Here is an 18624-nt window from a genome sequence, read left to right as displayed (position 1 = left end):
CATACTGACCCTAATAAATCAATGTTTACAGAGTGAACAGGTGTAAAAAAATATATTGCAAAATAAAGTTCAAAATGTTTGCAATTGACAATAAAGGTAATAGGAGTTATAATTAAACAGTTGATAAAAAGTTGATTTTTGGCTTTTATTATTATAAGGAAAGGAGTGGGATTTATGTACAGTATACTTATCGCAGATGATGAAAAGGACGTTGTCTGCTTACTGAAGGATTATTTTGAGCTTGAGGGATACTGTGTATATACAGCCTATAGCGGTGCGCAGGCAGTTGAAGCGGTGTCGAAAACTCCTGATATCATACTTCTTGATGTGAATATGCCTGACGGAAACGGCTTTGAGGTATGTGAGAAAATCAGAGACCACGTAAGCTGTCCTATTCTTTTCCTTACTGCAAAGGTGGAGGACGAGGACAAGATAAAAGGTTTTGCGGCAGGAGGCGATGATTATATAATCAAGCCCTTCTCCCTTGATGAGCTGGGAGCTCGTGTAGCTGCTCATATACGCAGGGACAGACGTGCAAATGCTGCTAAGAATGTGCGATTTTACGGTGATCTTGTCATTGATTATACCGAAAAAACAGTATCGGCAGGAGAAAACATCATTGATCTTGCAAACAAGGAATTCCGTATAATAGAGCTGCTTTCACTGAATACAGGACAGGTTTTCGACAAGGAGCGTATCTACGAGAAGATATGGGGCTATGATGCAGAGGGTGACAGCTCGGTCATTGCCGAACATATAAGGCGTATAAGAGCAAAGCTCGGTAAATACGGACAGGATAAGCATATAGGAACTGTATGGGGAATGGGATATAAATGGATAAAGTAAAAAAAGACGGTATCAAGGGTTCATTTTTGAAGTATCTTTTTGTATGCTTTGTGGTCTGCGTAATAGGAAACTGGCTGATATACGGTGTGTTTGATTATTTACAGAAATGGTATGTATCGAGGTATATTGTTTTGCCGATACCCGATTTCTTTTCCCTCGATGATATTCGGTTATGGGAGAGTATCCCTGATGATATGTGGTTATATGATGTTCTGCGCTACGGAAGGTACATCACGGTTTCGCTTTGGTCTATATTTTGCATATGGTTCACAGTCAAAAAATTCTATGCGGCAGAGGTGAAAAAGCCTATAGATACGCTAATGGCTGCATCTGACAGGATACTGCATGATGATCTGGATTTTGAGATCTGCACTGAGTGCAAAAACGAAATAGGCAGGCTTTGCGTTTCTTTTGAGAATATGCGTAAAAACCTTTATGCCAGCAATTACGAGCTCTGGAAATCTCTTGAAGAGCGCAAACGCCTGAATTCAGCCTTTTCACATGATCTTCGCACTCCTATTACGGTACTTAAAGGCTATACTGAGCTGGTGAAAAAATTCGACGGCAGGATAAGTCCCGAAAAGCAGGCAGATATCCTGAGCAAAATGAGCATACAGGTGGAGCGTCTGGAGCATTATACCGAAAAGATGAGTTCCGTTCATAAGCTTGAGGATATTATCCCTGAGGAGGAGGCTGTTGCATATGAGGAGCTTTGCGGCAGTTTTGATGAGGTAGGAAAGCTGGTATGCGGAGATGAGTTTTTCTCTATGTCTGCAAAAGAAGCTTCGGGAGCTGTTATCTGTAATGACAGGGAGCTTATAATGCAGGTCTTTGAAAATATGGTATCCAATGCGGAACGTTATAGAAAAAGTGTTGTAAAATGCATTGCCGAAATTGAAGATGACAGTCTCAGAGTAACCGTGACCGATGACGGAAACGGCTTTTCCGAGGAAGCCTTGCGAAAGGCTTGGCAGCCGTTCTATCGTGATGAAAACGAGAATGAAGCTGAGCATTTCGGTCTTGGGCTGTACATCTGCCGGCTGCTTTGCAGAAAATGCGGCGGCGAGCTTTATATTTCAAATGCTGAAAACGGCGGAGGAAAGGTAACAGCAGAATTTTCTGTAAAAAAATCAGAAAGTAGATAAAAAGTTGAAATTCATAGATTATTATAATGACATGATAGGAAAACTTATCATGTCATTATTTTTGGAGGCGAGAAAATGGAAGAAAAAATCGTGATTAAAAATGTCAATAAGTTCTACGGAAAAAAACAAGCGCTTTTTGACATTGATCTTACTATTGAAAAGGGTATGTTCGGACTCCTTGGACGAAACGGTGCAGGAAAGACCACACTTATGAAAACGCTTGCTGTGCTCCATAAAAAGAAAAGCGGAGATATCACCATATGCGGGATACCTGTTGAAAGAGCAAAGGAAATACGCGCCATTACAGGCTATCTGCCGCAGGATTTTTCAATGTATCCAAATATGAAGTGTGATGAGGCTCTTGAATATTTGGGCTATCTTTCGGGGATACCAAAGGCGGAGTGCCGAAAGCGTGTAACTTCTCTTCTTCGCAGGGTAAACCTTGTTGAACACCGTCATAAGAAGGTGAAGGAGCTTTCGGGCGGCATGAAGCGTAGGCTCGGCATCGCACAGGCTCTTATCCATGACCCGAAGGTGCTTATAGTTGACGAGCCTACAGCAGGACTTGACCCCGAGGAACGTATACGTTTCAGAAATCTGCTCTGTGAGGTTGCTCAGGAGCGTATCGTTATACTTTCGACGCATATAGTCGGGGATATTGAGGCTACCTGCGAAAATATAGCTATAATGGATTCGGGCAGGATACTCTGGAAGGGAACGGTGCAGGAAATACTGGAAAATGCAAGGGGACATATCTATACGGCAAATGTTGAGAAGCGATTTCTTCTGCAGATAAAAAAGGAATATATTGTAACAGGTATGCTTGCACAGTCTGATTATGTTACTGTGAGGATAGTTTCGGATACCGAACCCGATCTGCCGAATACTGTTCTGACCGAGCCTGATCTTGAAGGAGCATATGTATATTGTCTCCACAGCAGAGGCTGTGATGTTTCTGGAGGTGAGGAGTGATGCTGTTTCGCAAAGAGTGCAGAAAGATTTTTCATTCTCTTACTTATATTATATATTGTATTATCGTGTTCCTGATGCTTACAACTCAGTATTTCTCAGACTGCGCTGAAAAGGTATATCGTCCTGTTCAGGGAGAATATGATTACGGTGAAACAATAGTCGAGGATCATGACCTTATTATGTCAAAAGCAGGAGATGCTCTGACAAGAGATTTTCTTGCAAACAGATATGTCTGCTATCCCTTCGGCTTCTACAAAGCTGTTCACCTCAATGATAAGAAGCAGGCAAGGATAGAGAAGTATGTCTGCGAGATAACAGGTCTTGATCGCGAAGGTATTGAAGAAAAAAAGAATAGTACTCAGATCTGTAATTATACTGACGGGACTCATGATTACAGCGAGTATGAAATTAAAGATATGCCTGTAAGTGATACCATGACATACGAGCGCTTTACTGAGATAATGGCTGATGTTGACGATATACTTGGCGGAGGTTCAAGTTATGCTGCCGATGATCTGGTCTTTAATTTCTCCCGTATGCCTATGACATACGAGCAGGCAGTCGAGAAATATAACGTGATGATTGAAGATGACAGGATATCAGGAGCATATGCAAGATTGTTCAGCGATTATGCAGGCTTTGTACTTGCTATAATGCCCGTATTCGTAGCAGCTGCACTTGCGGCAGCGGACAGGCGGCACAGAATGAGTGAGCTTGTTTATTCGAGAAAGTTATCATCGTTCCGAATGGTTTTTACGCGCTTTGCAGCACTTGTAACTACGATGTTCATACCTGTATTTATATGTATGATAGCAGCATTTATACAGCTCATCGCTTTGTATGGAACTAAGGATATGGATATGTCCGCGATGTTCACATTGCCTTCATTCTGGCTTCTTCCAAATATAATGACGGCTTCTGCTGTAGGAATGCTTGTCACTGAGGTGTTTTCGGGAGGAGCGGCTATTCTTGTTCAGTTTATATGGTGGTTCATGGGGCTGATGACAGCGGGAGCAGCCGGATTAGTGGGGAAAATAAGCAGGTTCACATTCATATGCAGACATAATTCATTAGACTACAGAGATGCATTTCTTATGAATTGGGACAAGTTTGTTTTCAACCGTGTATTTTATATGGCAGCTTCGATAGCAGCGGCTGTGATTACTGTACTGGTCTATGAACTGAAGAGGGGAGGGGACTTCAATGGTATCAGGCTGTTTGGCAAGGATAGTATATTCAGACGTAAAGCATAATTTTTTTCTGCATTATCTCCTTGCACTTGTAATTCTCCTTGCTTCACCGATTTTTTTCAGTTTATCGGAGCTTGACAGCAGACTTGCTGCTCAGCCGCTTGAAGCTTATGTTCCGCTTATAGGCATAGTCCTGATGACTCCCGTATTTCTTCCTGAACAGAATGAAAGCATATATGATGTTGTCAGGTCTAAAAAGATAAGTCATAATATCGTATGCTTTATGAGATTGATGTGCTCTTTGATAATGATTATAGTTATGATAGGTGTATATGTGCTGTGTATGAAGCATTGCAATTCTCAGGTAACGTTAAGGCACTTTTTCGGTTCAGTGGTGTCGGCTGTTGCTTTGGGAACTGTAGGCTTTGCATTTGCGGGAGTGAGCGGTAATGTTATAATAGGCTATATGGCTTCTGTTATATATTATGTTATGAATTTCTCTCTCGGAAAAAAGCTCGGTGACATTTATCTTTTTTCAATGATGTATAACAGCTTTGACGAAAAGAAGATTATCCTGCTTCTTTCGGCAGTTATGATGATTGTCGTGTTTCCATTGCGCAAGCTCATAAAGGAAAGATAAAAAAAGCCCGTAGAGATACGGGCTTTTTGCTTATACAGCTGTTTAGTTTATTGATGCATTTTTTAGCTTCAGTCTTATCTTGTCAGTAACAAGTGCGATAAATTCTGAGTTTGTCGGGCGTCCGCGGTAACTGTCTATAGTGTATCCGAAAAAGCTGTTTATTATCTCGGTGTTTCCGCGGTCCCATGCTATCTCAATGGCGTGACGTATCGCTCTTTCCACACGTGACGAGGTTGTATCATATTTCTTTGCCACGCAGGGATAAAGCTGTTTGGTTATACATTCCATTAGATGCCGGTCCTCAATTGCACTCAGAATTGCTGTGCGAAGGTAGTGATAACCTTTTATATGCGCAGGAATACCAAGCTTTTGTATGACATCTGTTACCATTATCTCAGTGTCAGCACAATTTACAGATATAGGTCTTCGACATACCGATTTGACGATATAGCTGATGGATTCAAGATCGTATGGCGTTGATAGGAAATATGAAGCACCGTTCTCCATTACCTGACGTTCAATAAAATTGTTCTTTACATCAGATACAACTATGAATGCAGGAGGAGAGACAAAGGCTTCCTTGACTTGCTTCATAACCATCAGGGCATCTGCGTCCGGTAAGGATAGATCCACCAGAACGACATCCGGTCTGTCATTGAGAATTGAATCAAGTATCGCTCTGCTATTTTTCCTTCGGGTGTAGGCTGTTATGCCGTTTTCCCTAAGCTTTGCTGCTACTCTTACTCCGTTTGATGCTGAATCGTCACCGATCAATACTTTGATTCTTTCATTTTCCATGTTAGGACTCCTTTTCTTTGTTACTATGTTTATTATTCTACACCCGTTAAAGAGAAATTTCAATAGGTGTTTTTAGCGTAAAATGTCGAATTTTAGGATTTTTTATGATTTTCTTGATGCTTATGTGTTTATCAGTCGTATATGCTTGATTTGTTATATTATATGCTAATAATAGTAATAATAAAAATATATTTTTACGCCTATTGACATCAGACCTTTTTTGCTGTATAATATTTAAGTACTTTGCGAGTGTGCTGGAATAGGCAGACAGGCACGTTTGAGGGGCGTGTGTCGAAAGACGTATGGGTTCAAGTCCCATTACTCGCACCATAGTATGGACAGATGGCTGAGCTGGTCTAAGGCGCACGACTGGAACTCGTGTATACGTTAATAGCGTATCGAGGGTTCGAATCCCTCTCTGTCCGCTCTTTTAAAGAAGCCTGTATTTCGAGGAAAACACCGAAATACAGGCTTTTCTCATGCCTGTAGAAAACAGTTTTAAATGAAAATTTGCAGCCCCGTGTGCACAAAAAACAGGTGTAATGCACACGAAATGCACACGGAATGCACACGACTGAAAGGCAGTATAACGATAATAAAAGAAGCCAGCTCCCGTGAGGGAGCTGATTCTATATAATTTATTCATTAATCAACGCTGCAGTGATTATGACAATAATTACATTCAGATATTTTCTTTATTGAATTAACAGCCATTTCACTAAAGGGAACTATGATGCAGGAGATTCAGGACTGATATAATCACAGCATAAGGAAAAGGGCAATGTCCTCCGTGAGTGGAAGGCGTTGCCCTTATTTCCTTTAGAAAAAATAAGTTCAATTGTTTTTGTAGCCATTGAAGGCAATACATATCATCAAATAAAGTGTCTGCTTTGTACTGCTCCCTAAAGCTATAATTTCATCATACGATACCCAATACCGATATGTGTTTGTATCAGCGCCTGACTGCTGTCACTCAGCTTTTTTCGCAGGGTAGCCATAAATACACGCAGGGAGGCTTCGCTGTTATCCGCAGGAGTTCCCCATAAACTTTGGATAATGTACTTATGTGTCAGCACCTTGCCGACATTCTTGGCAAGCAGGCAAAGCAGCCTGTATTCTATCGGTGTCAGGTGAAGTTCTTCATCATCAAGGTGAACACAGCCCGAAACATAGTCTATCCGCAATCTGCCGTTGACAAACTCCGTGACCGAGATATTTTCGGACTTCATAAGCCGCCTTTGTATCACCCTGAGCCTTGCGAGAAGCTCATCGACAGAGAAAGGTTTTGTCAGGTAATCATCTGCACCTTTGTCAAGTGCTGTTATCTTATCCCTGTCCTCGCTCCTTGCACTGACTATGATGATAGGAACATCGCTCCAAGTGCGTATATGCTCTATGACCTCAACGCCGTCAATGTCGGGCAGTCCAAGGTCAAGTATGATGATATCAGGCTTGTGAGAAGCACTGAGCATAATAGCTTCATTTCCCTTGACAGCGGTGATAAAGCGATAGTCATTCATTTTCAGGGTTGTGGTTATCAGATTTCTGATGGGCTTGTCGTCTTCGACTACCAGAACAAGAAATTCATTCATTCAGATCGACCTCTCCTATAGGCAGAGTAAAACTTACAATTGTACCGTTTGGTATGTTGTCACTGACATAGACAGATCCGCTGTGTGAAGTGATAATAGACCTGCACAGTGCAAGTCCCAGTCCCAGACTTCTTCTGCTGTCTGAGGAACGGCTGCCGCCCGTGTAGAACATATCAAAAACCTTTTCCTTTTCTTCATCGGAAATACCTGTGCCGTGATCGGAAACGGATATAACAGCATACTCATTTTCAAGGTGTACACTGACAGTAACATCAGAATCCTCATCACTGTACTTGACTGCATTATCCATAAGATTGACAATGACCTGTACGATAAGGTTTGCATCTGCCATGACGGGGATTATCTCGTCATACATATCAACGATGATATTTCTCTTTGGGTGAGTGCGTTCGGTGTGTCTGACAGCCTCCTGCACAATGTCATCAAGTATCTCTACCGAGATATTGAGCTGCATTCGTCCGTCTTCTATTCGTGTGGCATATAAAAGGTTTTCCACCATTTCGATCAGCCACATAGACTCGGAAAAGATATCCGTATAGATCTGCTGTCTTGCTGTTTCGTCAAGTGCAGTTCCGCCGGAAATAAGTGTACTTGCGTTTCCCGATATGGAAGTAAGCGGTGTTCTGAGGTCATGGGAAATTGTGCGGAGCATATTTGCTCTAAGCTGTTCATTCTGTGCAAGTAAAGCTGCTTCTTCTTTTTCTCGGGCATTCTGTTCGGCTATAAGAGTATTGCGTTTCAGCTTATTGGCAAGCGTTCCTGCAATAAGTGCTGTTATGAACATGGTAAGAAAAGTCACCGGATATCCTGCATCATGAGCCGAGAACGAAAATTCCGGATATGTAAATAAGTAATTGAATACCAATACTCCTACAATAGACGAACCTAGGCAATAGTATATCTTTGATGTCAGGATAGATATCACAAGAACTGCTATGATATACAGCATAATTATGTTGCTGTCTGTCAGACCTCCGAGTTTGAATAAATATCCTGCTATAGTTGCTGCTGCAAGTATGATCAGACTTATCCCGAAATCTTTCAGTACAGAAATGTATGCGTTCTTTTTTTTCTTTTTATCAGACAAATCAATCACCCTGAACATTATAACATACAACCGTTTTCTTCGTCAACATGATACAGAAGTTGTTTAATCATAATGATGTCTTCTGTTTTTTCGTATTTCCGCCATCAGGATATCCGCTTTTTTCATGGCACGAAAGCCATACAGAAAAAATATAGTGACAGAAAGTGCAAGCAGAATACTTCTCACACTATCATCTCCTATATTCTGAAACATTTCTGTATATCACGCATCTCACCGATAACAAATGCTATATCATCCTCACCTAAAACAGTATCAGAAGATGGGATAAATACATCGTTGCCACGTTTGATTGTCAGGATATTGACCTTGTATTTCTTGCGGATATCTATGTCTGAAAGTGTTTCTCCGTACCAGTTTCTTGGGATTTTGAGTTCATAGATAGAGTAATTATTATCCAGCTGAATGAAATCAAGGATGCTGTCTGAGGCGTATTTAGTAGCAACACGCAGAGCCATCTGTTTTTCGGGGTAAACTACTTCATCTGCGCCGTTCCTCAGCAGGAACTTCATCTGTACATCATTGGTTGCACGTGATATGACCTTTTTTGCTCCGAGTTCCTTGAGCAGAGAAGTTGTTTCGAGAGATGTCTGGAACAAACCGCCAAGTGCAACGATACATACATCAAAATTTCCTATTCCCAAAGAACGAAGGAATTCTTCGTTAGTACCGTCACCGATCATTGCATCAGTCACATACGGCATTATTTCGTTAATACATTCTTCATTGATATCAACAGCCATTACCTCGCAGCGCAGTTCCTCCATGCGCTTTGCAATGTGAGTTCCGAATTGTCCAACTCCAATTATCAAAACTGATTTCATATTCATTCTCCTTTATCCTACTGTTATTTTTTCAAGCGGCAGACGTGAATTTCTGTTTTCGGCAGAAGGAAGTGCCGCATAGATCATTGTTAATCCGCCGACTCTCCCGAAAAACATCAGTATCATCAGTATCACACGGGATACACCAGACAGACCGCTTGTAATGCCAAGTGTCAGTCCTACTGTACCGACAGCTGAGCCTGTTTCAAACAGACAGGTCAGCAGCGGAATATCTTCTACTCTGCTGATAATGATACCGCTTGTAAAGAACAATACAAGATACATGAAAAGAATTGCACCAGCACTGCGGACCGCTTCATCTGATATTCTTCTTTTGAAGCACTGCACATCATTTCTGCGGCTGAATACTGTGATCGCAGAAAGGAACAGAACTGCAATAGTAGCTGTTTTCATACCGCCTGCGGTGGAACCCGGTGAGCCGCCTATAAGCATAAGAATGATCATAATGGCTGTACCCGATTCGTCCATAGCAGCGAGATCAGTTGTGTTAAAGCCGGCAGTTCGGGTAGTGACAGACTGAAACAGGGCATGAATCGTCCTGTTGTGGATACTCTCACGGTCATATTCATAAAAGAAGAAATACAGCGCAGGAAGTATTATCAGGACAGCAGATGTCATCAGTACGACCTTGCTTTGCAATGAAAAACGCCTGAATCTGTGCTTGTGTGTTCCGATATCGCCCCACACGAGAAAGCCGATGCCGCCTGTGATGATCAGCAGCATAATGATAATATTAAGATAGATATTGCTATGGTAAGATGTCAGAGAGGAGAAAGGTTCCCTGACTCCGAACAGATCAAATCCTGCGTTACAAAAAGCGGATATGCTGTGAAATAAAGAATACCATAGTCCCTTTGCAATACCAAAATCATTGCAGAAAACAGGTGCGAGCAAAGCAGCACCGATCAGCTCTATGATGAGCGAGGTTTTGAGTATAAAGCCTGTCAGCTTCACAATACCGCCTACCTGCGGTGCTGAGATGGATTCCTGCATCGTACTGCGCTGCCATAGACCTATCTTCCTGCCTGATGCTCTGATAATAGCTAAACCTATGGTGATAACGCCCATGCCGCCGATCTGTATCAGCATCAGAATGACCGCCTGCCCGAACAATGACCAGTAGGTGGCAGTATCTTTTACAACAAGTCCTGTCACACAGGTTGCGGAAACAGCGGTGAACATCGCATCATCAAATCTCGTCACACACCGCTGCCTTGATGAGACCGGCAGCATCAGAAGCAGCGTACCTACCAGTATCAGGCAAAAAAAGCTGATAATGATGACCTGAAATGAAGTTATATGATTTCTGTTTTTTACTCTATTTTTATGTAACATCGTACACCTCTCGTCCAAATGATAGCTTTATTATATCACATGAGCGGTTAAGGTGCTGTTAAGATTACGGTTACGGTGTTAAGATTTCGTTAAGGCACAATATTGATGTGTGCTGCTTGACCGTGGTCTATTGAAACAGTAAAAAAATGTTTCACATAAGTGGTATATTGGCTTTTGAAATATTGCAATAAAAACAGCCACCTTATTGAAAGATGATTGGAGCCGGTTATTACCGGCTCCGTCTCATTTATGTAAACTTTCTTTCGTATTCTTTGAGCCTGCGATAGAAGGTATTAGCTTGGAGGCCCATTTCTTTCTGAAACCATACTGCCGTAATAGCGCCCGACTTCCACTGCTCGTACAGCTCACCGAACTTTATCCAGTCGATAGGTAAAGGTTGTCTTCCTTTGTATTTTCCTTGAGATTTTGCAATAGCGATTCCTTCACGCTGACGCTGTAAAGTTTGTTCTCGTTCAAGCTCAGAGAGTGCTGCAAATATAGACAGAACGAATCTTCCTTGCGGAGTATTGGTGTCTATGTTTTCTTTACTGCTCACGATTGTTACTTTTTTCTGCTGAAGCACATCGATAATGTTAAGCAGATCTCTTGTGGATCTTCCGAGCCTGCTTATGCTCTCAATGTAAAGCGTGTCTCCCTCACGGACGTATTCGAGCATTGCTTTCAGCTCAGGTCGGTTAGCATTCTTACCGGACATCTTCTCAGCAAAGATACGCTCGACCTGAAATTGCTTCATTAGAGCTTCCTGCCTAGCTGTCTCTTGATGTTCGGTTGAGACACGGATGTATCCGATCTTACACATTAGAATGCTCCTCCATAGCAATTCTCGTACACATCTTCACCCAAAATGTATTTAACATCTTTAAGAGCTTCACGGAGCAGGCTATGATCTACAAGCATTTCCTCAACTTCATCACAGGTATAACCATAGTCAAGTAGAAGCTCCACATCAGATGAATCTACGCCATAGCAGCCGCAGTATGCCAGCAGTATTTCCTCGTGCATATTATAATAAGAAGATACGTCATCATCATACCAGCTCATGTATTTCGAACGATATATCTTAGGCTCAAACTGTGACCTTGTGATCTTTCCGTTTCGGTCGATACGAAGAATATCACCTTCCTCAGTATCTACACGTTTACTCTCGAACTTATGTAAGCCCAGCTGTTTCAACGCCTTCTTCATGATTGTCTCTGTACTGGCATATACGTATAAGCCTATTGTCTCGAAATGAAGCAGGTACATCGGATTTGAGCCTTTTATAATATATAAGCTGTTGGTCTGATCGAGTATGGTGAACGTAAAGTTCCCCTCGACCGTCTCCGCCATGTACTGAAGACTGTCAAAGTCGAGCTTTCCCTGTTTCTCTATCAGCTGTACGCCGATATAGCTGTCGGTATCGATATATGTATTGGGGATTACCCCGTCCTTGCGTAAATCTCTGTCGTTCCAGAGTACGCCATTATGTGCAAAGGCAAACTCCTTATCAGCATGACCAGCGAACGGATGATTGTTGTAATTCTGCTTCTTATCGCCCTGGGTAGCTAACCGCGTATGTCCCATAATTGCCTTTGTTTCTGCTGGAGCGTTGAAGTGCAGCTTATGAGCTGGCTTAGGTCTTTTGAATATAGTGACCTTACCGTCGTGAATATAACTTATACCTGCTGCATCCGTGCCTCTCTCTTCCGCAGCATTTGCCAGAGCCTGGGTAAGCTTCTTGAGTACCCTATACGGAACAATTCCTTTATAATCGAGCCATCCAAATAGTGCGCACATATCAATTATCCTCCTTATCATTGTCGCAGCTGATACCATCAATAGCGCCGCCTGCGAAAAGTATTGTAGCGATAACACCAACAGTCTTTAGCACATCTTTAATGTCCTGCTCAGTATCTTCATCCATACCGAATAAATCTGATAATAAGCCCATTTTACATATCCTCCTGTGTTTCGATTTCTTCGTTGATATACAATCTTCGTTCCTTCAGGTATTGGATAAGTTCAGGTTCTTTTATAGTGTCTACAAACTCGGACCAAGACATCTTTGCTATACCTTCATCAGTCAGATTAATAGCGAGGTCGCAGATAGCGTCAACAAGCTCCAGTGCAGCGATAAAGGTATTGTATTTAAGCGTGCCTCTGAACAGACGGAATTCGATGGTCATGTAATTCATAAGATTGACGGCGGCATATCTGCCCAGGTTGCCTTTCTTAGCCTTATCCAGTATCTCACGCCCTGTCTTTTCAAAGCCATATCTTGCAGCCCATCGGTTCATACTGTACTCAGTTCGACGACTGAACTTCAGCATCTCGTTCCAATGGTGTTCAATGAAGTATAGTATACGACTGATAACTTCGTCCTGTGTATCACGATTTTCTCCGAAGCAGTTTCTGTTTATATGAACATGAAGTCCGCAGGTAGAAGTCTGATGTGAGCGATATCCTAAATAGATAGCCTTCTTCATAATCTCGTCCCAGCAGTAGTTCTTATGGTACTCAAGGCTCATTGGGTGTGTTACTATCTCCATGCCGTCATCAAGTGAACCATCGCCTTTGATGTAGATATGTTCTTCATCCTTATTAGCTATAGCAAGTATCTCGTCCGCGTTATCACTGTCTTTACCTGCTCCGTCGATCTCCAGTTCTACGCCGAAGTAGCGCTGGTTGTCACCGTAAAATATGGGTTCAGGTTTGTAGCCATAGTCATGGATAGAGCGGCTTTTGTCAACTTCATCGTGGTAGCAGTCACTGCAATAATCGTAACCGTCGAGGTGGTATGCATCGTCCTCGTGGAGCAGAGTGTCACAGCATGAACAGCGGGTATAGTGATTGTGATAGCAGTGGCTGCAGAGAGTGGTATAATCATCGCCATAGCTTTCGCTGGTCCAAATTATAGCACCGCAGCGATCACATGTCGTGGTATGCTGTTCAACACAGTCTATACATACTATATCGCCGTCGACAGTTTCATAGTCTTCACTTATGATTGCTCCACAGTGGGAGCAATATAGCACATTTTCTTTGTTTTCTTCCATTGATAAAACCTCCGTAAAATAGTTAAGCCGCTCCCGAAGGAGCGGCATTAGTTTTAATATTCACTTGCAAGCAGCATGGTACTGTGATCACCGTCATCAATGATATACAGCTTTTCAGTAATAGGTGCATCTGACGGTATAAGATACACTTTGCGATATTCAGGCTCTTCCGAGCTATGGACAATCGACTGCATAGAACCTGCTGGACTAAGCTCAAAGACCTGTAGATAGTCTTTCGGAGCAGGCATATGCTCTACGCATTCCCATAGAAACAACTGCAGTTCCAATGGGATAGTGCTGTCTACACCACAGGTGAGATATCGGCTGTTGTCAAACATTTTTGATCCTCCTTTCGCATTATTGCGAGTACACGCAAGCATACTCATAGTAATAATGTATATATGAAAAATCAAAATAATAGGAGGAAAGGCCTTCAGATACGTCTAAAGGCCTTTTTTGAAAAAAATGAATTACTTATAGTAATTATATATATATCAGATTTCAAAATAATAGGAATTTGTGGAGCATCAAGGGATTGTTGTGAGAGCTAATTTGCCTATAGTACCTAGTGTTATTCCAAAGATGTTTGAAAACACTTGCTTCCTTGACTTTGGGCTACTGTGCAGTGTATAATATGGATAGTAAGCAGGTTAATATGATAAACATGGGATTTATCAGCTATCTGCTAAAGGAAGGATGCGGTAGTGACTATGATCGAGATTTCCTATCTACAGATGTTTATTTTTATAACTCTCATTTGGATACTTGTGCGATTCATAATTGCGATCAGATTCAAGAAGTTTTCAGTAAAACGCGAACTTCAGATGCTTCTTGTATACATATGCCTTGTAGTTATTGCAAGATTTGTATACTTCCCGTTACATTTTGTTGACGGGAAAATAGGTACTCTAACGATTGAATTTTCAACTACATTGTCTGACATGATAAGTTTAATCCCGTTCTTTTTTCTCTTTGACAGATATGATGGATGGCTTATCAATATTATAGGGAACATAGCAATGTTTATACCAGTAGGAATAGTATGGCCTATCTGTTTTAGAAAGCTTGATAGTATCAAAAAAACTGTGTTTGCCGGTATTTTTTTTATTATCTTTATTGAGCTTTCCCAGTTGTTATGTACAGAAAGGCATACAGATATTGATGACGTGATACTAAATACAAGCGGTGTTTTGATCGGAGCGTGTATTTTATTTGCTATACGAAAAAGTCGTAATGATGTGCCTTAGTGTAAAATATCTGAATGCCGCCCTGATGAAGGGCGGCCCTCTATTTACCTTACATTGTAATGAACTCCATCGGAGATCGGCTCTACGGCAACGATTATTTACATAGACGAAATGTACAATGTTTTCATAGAATGGTCGGACGGGAAGCTGTCCTCGTTCTCGGATAAACAGGTCTTGAAAGGCTTTGAAAAAACAGGAGCATAAAAAAGCGCAGATGGCTAAAATTGGTCATCTGCGCTTCTGTTATATGATCTCAAAATGGTTCTTACTGCATCGTATCAGTCCGTCCCTCTGCATCTTGCTCAATTCATTTGATAGCACAGAGCGTTCCACATTGAGGTAGTCCGCAAGCTGCTGACGGTCAAAGGGTATATCAAACTCACGGGAATGCTTCTGAACCGATACGGTATTAAGATACGCCATAATACGTCCACGCACCTGTCTCGGAGCAGTATGAAAGCTCCGGCTCGATAGGTGCAGATTTTTTCTTGTGGTGATAGTGAGAAGATTTGCAAGAAGTCTCGCCCTTATCGTATCGTTGAGGTCAGCGAGCGACTTCATGCTCAGAAAAACAACAGTGCAATCCTCAGCGGCGCAGACATCGACCAGCATAGGCACATCAGACAGGAGTGCATAGCTCTCCGCAAAGAACTGCCCCTCGCCCACAAGGTTGAGAATCGTGCGGTTTCCCAACATATCGTTGCTCTCCACGGTAACGCTGCCTGCGGTCACAAAGCATAGTTTATCGGTGATCTCTCCCGAAGAAAAGATCATCGTACCTTTCTTATATTTCTTTTCGGCTGCATTAAGGGCTTTCAGAAGCTCAGATATTTCGGTATCATCAAAGCCCTTGAACAGTATCGAATTATGCAAAACTGAAATATCCATATTTTTCTCCCAAAATGTTGTAATTACAACATACTTTCTCCTTTGATTATACTATAATGGATACAGAAAGTCAAGGAGGTATGGCTATGATACGGAAAATAATTGAGATAAACGAAGAAAAATGCAACGGCTGCGGTCTGTGTGCAAAGGCTTGTCATGAGGGTGCGATTGCTATCGTGAACGGCAAGGCAAAGCTCATGCGTGACGATTTCTGTGACGGCTTCGGGGACTGTCTCCCAGCCTGTCCTATGGACGCTATTCACTTTACCGAGCGTGAAGCGGCGGCTTATGATGAAAAGGCGGTGAAAGAAAACAAGCAGAAAAAGTCTGCCTGCAGCGGTTTCACATGTCCGGGCTCGGCTTTGCAGAGCTTCACACCGAAAGAAACTGACAGCAATGTTAGTGTTCCAAGCTGTCTGAGACAATTCCCGATACAGATAAAGCTCCTGCCTACAAATGCACCATACTTCAACGGTGCTGATCTGCTTATCGCTGCCGATTGCACAGCTTACGCCTACGGGAACTTCCACCATGATTTTATCCGTGGGAAGATTACGCTCATCGGCTGTCCGAAGCTCGATGCTGTTGATTACTCCGAAAAGCTGACAGAGATATTCCGTAATAACGATATAAAGAGCATCACTCTCACAAGAATGACCGTACCATGCTGTGGAGGTATGGAGTATGCGATAAAACGTGCGATAGAAGCAAGCGGTAAGGATATTCCGCTTGAAGTTGCAGTCATTTCGCCGGACGGCAGTATTGTTGAGATAAGAAAATAATGGAGGAATATATCATGGAACAGAAAATGTTTTGCTATCAGTGTCAGGAAACAGCAGGCTGTAAGGGTTGTACCGCTTGCGGTGTCTGCGGTAAACAGCCTGAAGTCGCAGCAATGCAGGACTTGCTTGTGTACGTTACAAAGGGGCTGTCTGCGTTGACAACTCAGCTCCGTGCAGAGGGAAAGACTGTCGATAAGACTGTTAATCATCTTATCAGCGTGAACCTGTTTATCACGATCACCAATGCCAATTTCGATCTTGACAGCATTACCACTAAGGTTACTGAAACACTTGCAGTCAAAGAAGAATTGCTCGGACAGGTGCAGAATAAAGAATCCCTCCCCGAAGCAGCTCTTTGGAACGGTTCGGACTATGCCGAGAAAGCAAAGACTGTCGGCGTACTTGCAACAGAGAATGAGGATATACGCTCTCTGCGTGAGCTGATAACCTACGGTCTGAAAGGACTTGCGGCATATACAAAACACGCAAACGCTCTGCTGAATGATGATGAGGAGCTTGATGCTTTCTTACAGTCGGCTCTTGCTAAAACACTTGATGACAGTCTGTCGGTCGATGACCTTGTGGCTCTCACGCTGGAAGTCGGCAAGTACGGCGTTCAGGGTATGGCTGACCTTGATGCTGCAAATACTACATCATACGGCAATCCTGAGATCACGACAGTTGATATCGGTGTCCGCCAAAATCCTGCAATACTGATCTCAGGTCACGATCTGAAAGACCTTGAAATGCTCCTTGAGCAGACAAAGGATACGGGAGTTGATGTTTATACTCACTCGGAAATGCTACCTGCGCATTATTATCCGTTCTTCAAAAAGTATCCGCATTTCGCAGGAAACTACGGCAATGCGTGGTGGAAGCAGAAAGAGGAATTTGAGAGCTTTAACGGTCCGGTGCTGATGACCACAAACTGCATCGTTCCGCCGAAGGACAGCTACAAGGACAGACTTTGGACAACAGGTGCCGCAGGATATCCGGGCTGTAAGCATATTGACGCACCCTACGGCGAAGTAAAGGATTTCTCGCCAATCATCGAACAGGCTAAGAAATGTCCTCCGCCTACCGAGATCGAAACCGGCTCTATTATCGGCGGCTTTGCCCATGAACAGGTATTTGCACTTGCCGATACAGTTGTAGAAGCTGTAAAATCGGGGGCTATCCGCAAATTCGTAGTCATGGCAGGCTGTGACGGCAGAGCGAAGTCCAGAAGCTACTATCAGGAATTTGCTGAGAAGCTGCCAAAAGATACAGTTATTCTCACCGCAGGCTGTGCGAAGTACAAGTATAACAAGCTCGACTTAGGCGACATCGGCGGTATTCCGAGAGTTCTCGATGCAGGACAGTGTAATGATTCTTATTCTCTGGCGTTGATTGCTCTGAAGCTGAAAGAGGTATTCGGGCTTGATGATGTAAATGATCTGCCTATTGTTTATAATATCGCTTGGTATGAGCAGAAAGCAGTCATCGTTCTCCTTGCGCTGCTGTATCTCGGAGTGAAGAATATTCACCTTGGACCGACACTGCCTGCGTTCCTGTCTCAGAATGTGGCAAAGGTTCTTGTAGACAGCTTCGGCATTGCAGGAATTACAACCGTTGACGAGGATATGAGGATTTTCGGCTTATGAGAAGAAAAGACCGTGAAGTGACCGATCTCAGCGAGATCATAGAGATCATGAAAAACTGCGATGTATGCAGACTGGCTCTGAATGATGACGGCTTTCCGTACATTCTGCCGCTGAATTTCGGTATGGCGGTGAACGGAGATAAGATCACGCTCTATTTTCATAGTGCTTTGGAGGGCTACAAGGTCGGGCTTATCCGGAAGGATAATAGAGCATCATTTGAAATGGACTGCAAGCATGAGCTGCAATACTTTGAGGATAAGGGCTACTGCACGATGGCATACGAAAGTGTGATCGGCAGAGGGCATTTCCGTATCCTGTCGGAAGAAGAAAAACTGCCTGCGCTGAAACTGCTCATGGCACATTATCATGACGGAAAAGATATGCCGTTCAGCACGGCGGCGATACCGAGAACGCTTGTATATGCCCTTGAGGTCGAAAGCATAACAGGTAAAAGAAAGCCTGTAAAATAATTCTGACTTTGAATCCAATGGGTTCAAAGTAGATGATAGAAAAGCTCTC

General features: G+C 42.7%; 20 protein-coding genes and 2 tRNA genes. 11 read left to right on the top strand and 11 right to left on the bottom strand.

Going from position 1 to position 18624, the window contains the following annotated elements:
* Positions 1–174: 174 nt before the first annotated feature.
* The 5 genes from BUB28_RS10385 (at position 175) to BUB28_RS10365 (ending at position 4793) form a co-directional block, all read left to right on the top strand.
* The gene (locus tag BUB28_RS10385; RefSeq protein WP_072951234.1) at positions 175–846 is read left to right on the top strand and encodes a response regulator transcription factor; all 672 of its coding nucleotides are present in this window, start codon (positions 175–177) and stop codon (positions 844–846) included.
* Entirely contained in the window at positions 834–1991 is a 1158-nt protein-coding gene (locus tag BUB28_RS10380; protein ID WP_072951232.1) for a HAMP domain-containing sensor histidine kinase, read from the top strand. Before BUB28_RS10385 ends, BUB28_RS10380 begins: the two co-directional genes overlap by 13 nt.
* A 75-nt stretch (positions 1992–2066) precedes the next feature.
* A complete protein-coding gene (locus BUB28_RS10375; RefSeq protein ID WP_072951230.1) occupies positions 2067–2963 on the top strand; it encodes an ABC transporter ATP-binding protein in 897 nt (298 codons plus the stop codon).
* Complete coding sequence (locus BUB28_RS10370) at positions 2963–4216, top strand: ABC transporter permease (protein ID WP_072951228.1); 1254 nt, start codon at positions 2963–2965, stop codon at positions 4214–4216. The genes BUB28_RS10375 and BUB28_RS10370 overlap by 1 nt, the downstream gene beginning before the upstream one ends.
* Positions 4167–4793, top strand: a complete 627-nt coding sequence (locus BUB28_RS10365) for a hypothetical protein (protein ID WP_072951227.1) — start codon at positions 4167–4169, stop codon at positions 4791–4793. Before BUB28_RS10370 ends, BUB28_RS10365 begins: the two co-directional genes overlap by 50 nt.
* Positions 4794–4835: 42 nt before the next feature.
* Here BUB28_RS10365 and spo0A read toward each other — a convergent pair whose 3' ends face one another.
* Positions 4836–5591 (bottom strand): sporulation transcription factor Spo0A, encoded by a 756-nt coding sequence (gene spo0A, locus BUB28_RS10360; protein WP_072951225.1) that lies wholly within the window; start codon positions 5589–5591, stop codon positions 4836–4838.
* Between the two features lie 245 nt (positions 5592–5836).
* Between spo0A and BUB28_RS10355 the strand changes: the two genes are divergently transcribed.
* Together BUB28_RS10355 and BUB28_RS10350 are read left to right on the top strand one after the other, a co-directional pair.
* Positions 5837–5921, top strand: a tRNA-Leu gene (locus BUB28_RS10355).
* 6 nt (positions 5922–5927) lie between these two features.
* Positions 5928–6016: transfer RNA gene (locus BUB28_RS10350), tRNA-Ser, on the top strand.
* Positions 6017–6499: 483 nt separating this feature from the next.
* Here BUB28_RS10350 and BUB28_RS10345 read toward each other — a convergent pair.
* The 9 genes from BUB28_RS10345 to BUB28_RS10310 form a co-directional block, all read right to left on the bottom strand.
* Entirely contained in the window at positions 6500–7183 is a 684-nt protein-coding gene (locus BUB28_RS10345; RefSeq protein WP_072951224.1) for a response regulator, read from the bottom strand.
* Positions 7176–8300 carry a sensor histidine kinase gene (locus BUB28_RS10340; RefSeq protein WP_072951374.1) on the bottom strand — a complete coding sequence of 375 codons (1125 nt, stop codon included), beginning with the start codon at positions 8298–8300 and terminating at the stop codon, positions 7176–7178. Before BUB28_RS10340 ends, BUB28_RS10345 begins: the two co-directional genes overlap by 8 nt.
* 188 nt (positions 8301–8488) lie before the next feature.
* Positions 8489–9133: a potassium channel family protein gene (locus BUB28_RS10335; RefSeq protein ID WP_072951222.1), complete on the bottom strand. Its 645-nt coding sequence runs from the start codon at positions 9131–9133 to the stop codon at positions 8489–8491.
* A gap of 12 nt (positions 9134–9145) precedes the next feature.
* Complete coding sequence (locus BUB28_RS10330) at positions 9146–10489, bottom strand: TrkH family potassium uptake protein (RefSeq protein ID WP_072951221.1); 1344 nt, start codon at positions 10487–10489, stop codon at positions 9146–9148.
* 247 nt (positions 10490–10736) lie between these two features.
* Positions 10737–11309 carry a recombinase family protein gene (locus BUB28_RS10325; protein WP_072951219.1) on the bottom strand — a complete coding sequence of 191 codons (573 nt, stop codon included), beginning with the start codon at positions 11307–11309 and terminating at the stop codon, positions 10737–10739.
* Positions 11309–12286: a class II glutamine amidotransferase gene (locus tag BUB28_RS10320; protein WP_072951217.1), complete on the bottom strand. Its 978-nt coding sequence runs from the start codon at positions 12284–12286 to the stop codon at positions 11309–11311. The genes BUB28_RS10325 and BUB28_RS10320 overlap by 1 nt, the downstream gene beginning before the upstream one ends.
* A 1-nt stretch (position 12287) precedes the next feature.
* Entirely contained in the window at positions 12288–12440 is a 153-nt protein-coding gene (locus BUB28_RS17070) for a hypothetical protein (RefSeq protein ID WP_175547842.1), read from the bottom strand.
* Position 12441: 1 nt separating this feature from the next.
* The gene (locus BUB28_RS10315) at positions 12442–13545 is read right to left on the bottom strand and encodes an amidoligase family protein (RefSeq protein ID WP_072951215.1); all 1104 of its coding nucleotides are present in this window, start codon (positions 13543–13545) and stop codon (positions 12442–12444) included.
* A 53-nt stretch (positions 13546–13598) separates the two neighbouring features.
* Positions 13599–13883, bottom strand: coding sequence for a DUF960 domain-containing protein (locus tag BUB28_RS10310; protein ID WP_072951213.1), 285 nt, complete (start codon positions 13881–13883; stop codon positions 13599–13601).
* Positions 13884–14255: 372 nt separating this feature from the next.
* Between BUB28_RS10310 and BUB28_RS10305 the strand changes: the two genes are divergently transcribed.
* Positions 14256–14792 carry a VanZ family protein gene (locus tag BUB28_RS10305; RefSeq protein WP_037324656.1) on the top strand — a complete coding sequence of 179 codons (537 nt, stop codon included), beginning with the start codon at positions 14256–14258 and terminating at the stop codon, positions 14790–14792.
* Positions 14793–15035: 243 nt separating this feature from the next.
* Here BUB28_RS10305 and BUB28_RS10300 read toward each other — a convergent pair whose 3' ends face one another.
* Positions 15036–15680, bottom strand: coding sequence for a Crp/Fnr family transcriptional regulator (locus tag BUB28_RS10300; RefSeq protein WP_072951211.1), 645 nt, complete (start codon positions 15678–15680; stop codon positions 15036–15038).
* 86 nt (positions 15681–15766) lie between these two features.
* Here BUB28_RS10300 and BUB28_RS10295 point away from each other — a divergent pair, with 86 nt between their 5' ends.
* From BUB28_RS10295 to BUB28_RS10285, 3 genes are read left to right on the top strand one after another with little or no spacing between them, the layout of a single operon-like run.
* Positions 15767–16462: an ATP-binding protein gene (locus tag BUB28_RS10295; protein WP_072951209.1), complete on the top strand. Its 696-nt coding sequence runs from the start codon at positions 15767–15769 to the stop codon at positions 16460–16462.
* A 14-nt stretch (positions 16463–16476) separates the two neighbouring features.
* Positions 16477–18105, top strand: a complete 1629-nt coding sequence (gene hcp / locus BUB28_RS10290; RefSeq protein WP_072951208.1) for a hydroxylamine reductase — start codon at positions 16477–16479, stop codon at positions 18103–18105.
* Positions 18102–18575 (top strand): pyridoxamine 5'-phosphate oxidase family protein, encoded by a 474-nt coding sequence (locus BUB28_RS10285; protein WP_072951206.1) that lies wholly within the window; start codon positions 18102–18104, stop codon positions 18573–18575. The genes hcp and BUB28_RS10285 overlap by 4 nt, the downstream gene beginning before the upstream one ends.
* Positions 18576–18624: the final 49 nt, after the last annotated feature.

The sequence above is a fragment of the Ruminococcus flavefaciens genome (assembly GCF_900143025.1).
Taxonomy (GTDB): domain Bacteria; phylum Bacillota; class Clostridia; order Oscillospirales; family Ruminococcaceae; genus Ruminococcus; species Ruminococcus flavefaciens_I.
The sequence above is the reverse complement of the archived record's forward strand: the minus strand, read 5'-3'. Positions and strand labels throughout refer to the sequence as shown.

Coding starts and splice junctions, on each gene's coding strand:
- BUB28_RS10385 (WP_072951234.1), top strand. CDS start 175: ATGTACAGTATACTTATCGCAGATGATGAAAAGGACGTTGTCTGCTTA.
- BUB28_RS10380 (WP_072951232.1), top strand. CDS start 834: ATGGATAAAGTAAAAAAAGACGGTATCAAGGGTTCATTTTTGAAGTAT.
- BUB28_RS10375 (WP_072951230.1), top strand. CDS start 2,067: ATGGAAGAAAAAATCGTGATTAAAAATGTCAATAAGTTCTACGGAAAA.
- BUB28_RS10370 (WP_072951228.1), top strand. CDS start 2,963: ATGCTGTTTCGCAAAGAGTGCAGAAAGATTTTTCATTCTCTTACTTAT.
- BUB28_RS10365 (WP_072951227.1), top strand. CDS start 4,167: ATGGTATCAGGCTGTTTGGCAAGGATAGTATATTCAGACGTAAAGCAT.
- spo0A (WP_072951225.1), bottom strand. CDS start 5,591: ATGGAAAATGAAAGAATCAAAGTATTGATCGGTGACGATTCAGCATCA.
- BUB28_RS10345 (WP_072951224.1), bottom strand. CDS start 7,183: ATGAATGAATTTCTTGTTCTGGTAGTCGAAGACGACAAGCCCATCAGA.
- BUB28_RS10335 (WP_072951222.1), bottom strand. CDS start 9,133: ATGAAATCAGTTTTGATAATTGGAGTTGGACAATTCGGAACTCACATT.
- BUB28_RS10330 (WP_072951221.1), bottom strand. CDS start 10,489: ATGTTACATAAAAATAGAGTAAAAAACAGAAATCATATAACTTCATTT.
- BUB28_RS10325 (WP_072951219.1), bottom strand. CDS start 11,309: ATGTGTAAGATCGGATACATCCGTGTCTCAACCGAACATCAAGAGACA.
- BUB28_RS10320 (WP_072951217.1), bottom strand. CDS start 12,286: ATGTGCGCACTATTTGGATGGCTCGATTATAAAGGAATTGTTCCGTAT.
- BUB28_RS17070 (WP_175547842.1), bottom strand. CDS start 12,440: ATGGGCTTATTATCAGATTTATTCGGTATGGATGAAGATACTGAGCAG.
- BUB28_RS10315 (WP_072951215.1), bottom strand. CDS start 13,545: ATGGAAGAAAACAAAGAAAATGTGCTATATTGCTCCCACTGTGGAGCA.
- BUB28_RS10310 (WP_072951213.1), bottom strand. CDS start 13,883: ATGTTTGACAACAGCCGATATCTCACCTGTGGTGTAGACAGCACTATC.
- BUB28_RS10305 (WP_037324656.1), top strand. CDS start 14,256: ATGATCGAGATTTCCTATCTACAGATGTTTATTTTTATAACTCTCATT.
- BUB28_RS10300 (WP_072951211.1), bottom strand. CDS start 15,680: ATGGATATTTCAGTTTTGCATAATTCGATACTGTTCAAGGGCTTTGAT.
- BUB28_RS10295 (WP_072951209.1), top strand. CDS start 15,767: ATGATACGGAAAATAATTGAGATAAACGAAGAAAAATGCAACGGCTGC.
- hcp (WP_072951208.1), top strand. CDS start 16,477: ATGGAACAGAAAATGTTTTGCTATCAGTGTCAGGAAACAGCAGGCTGT.
- BUB28_RS10285 (WP_072951206.1), top strand. CDS start 18,102: ATGAGAAGAAAAGACCGTGAAGTGACCGATCTCAGCGAGATCATAGAG.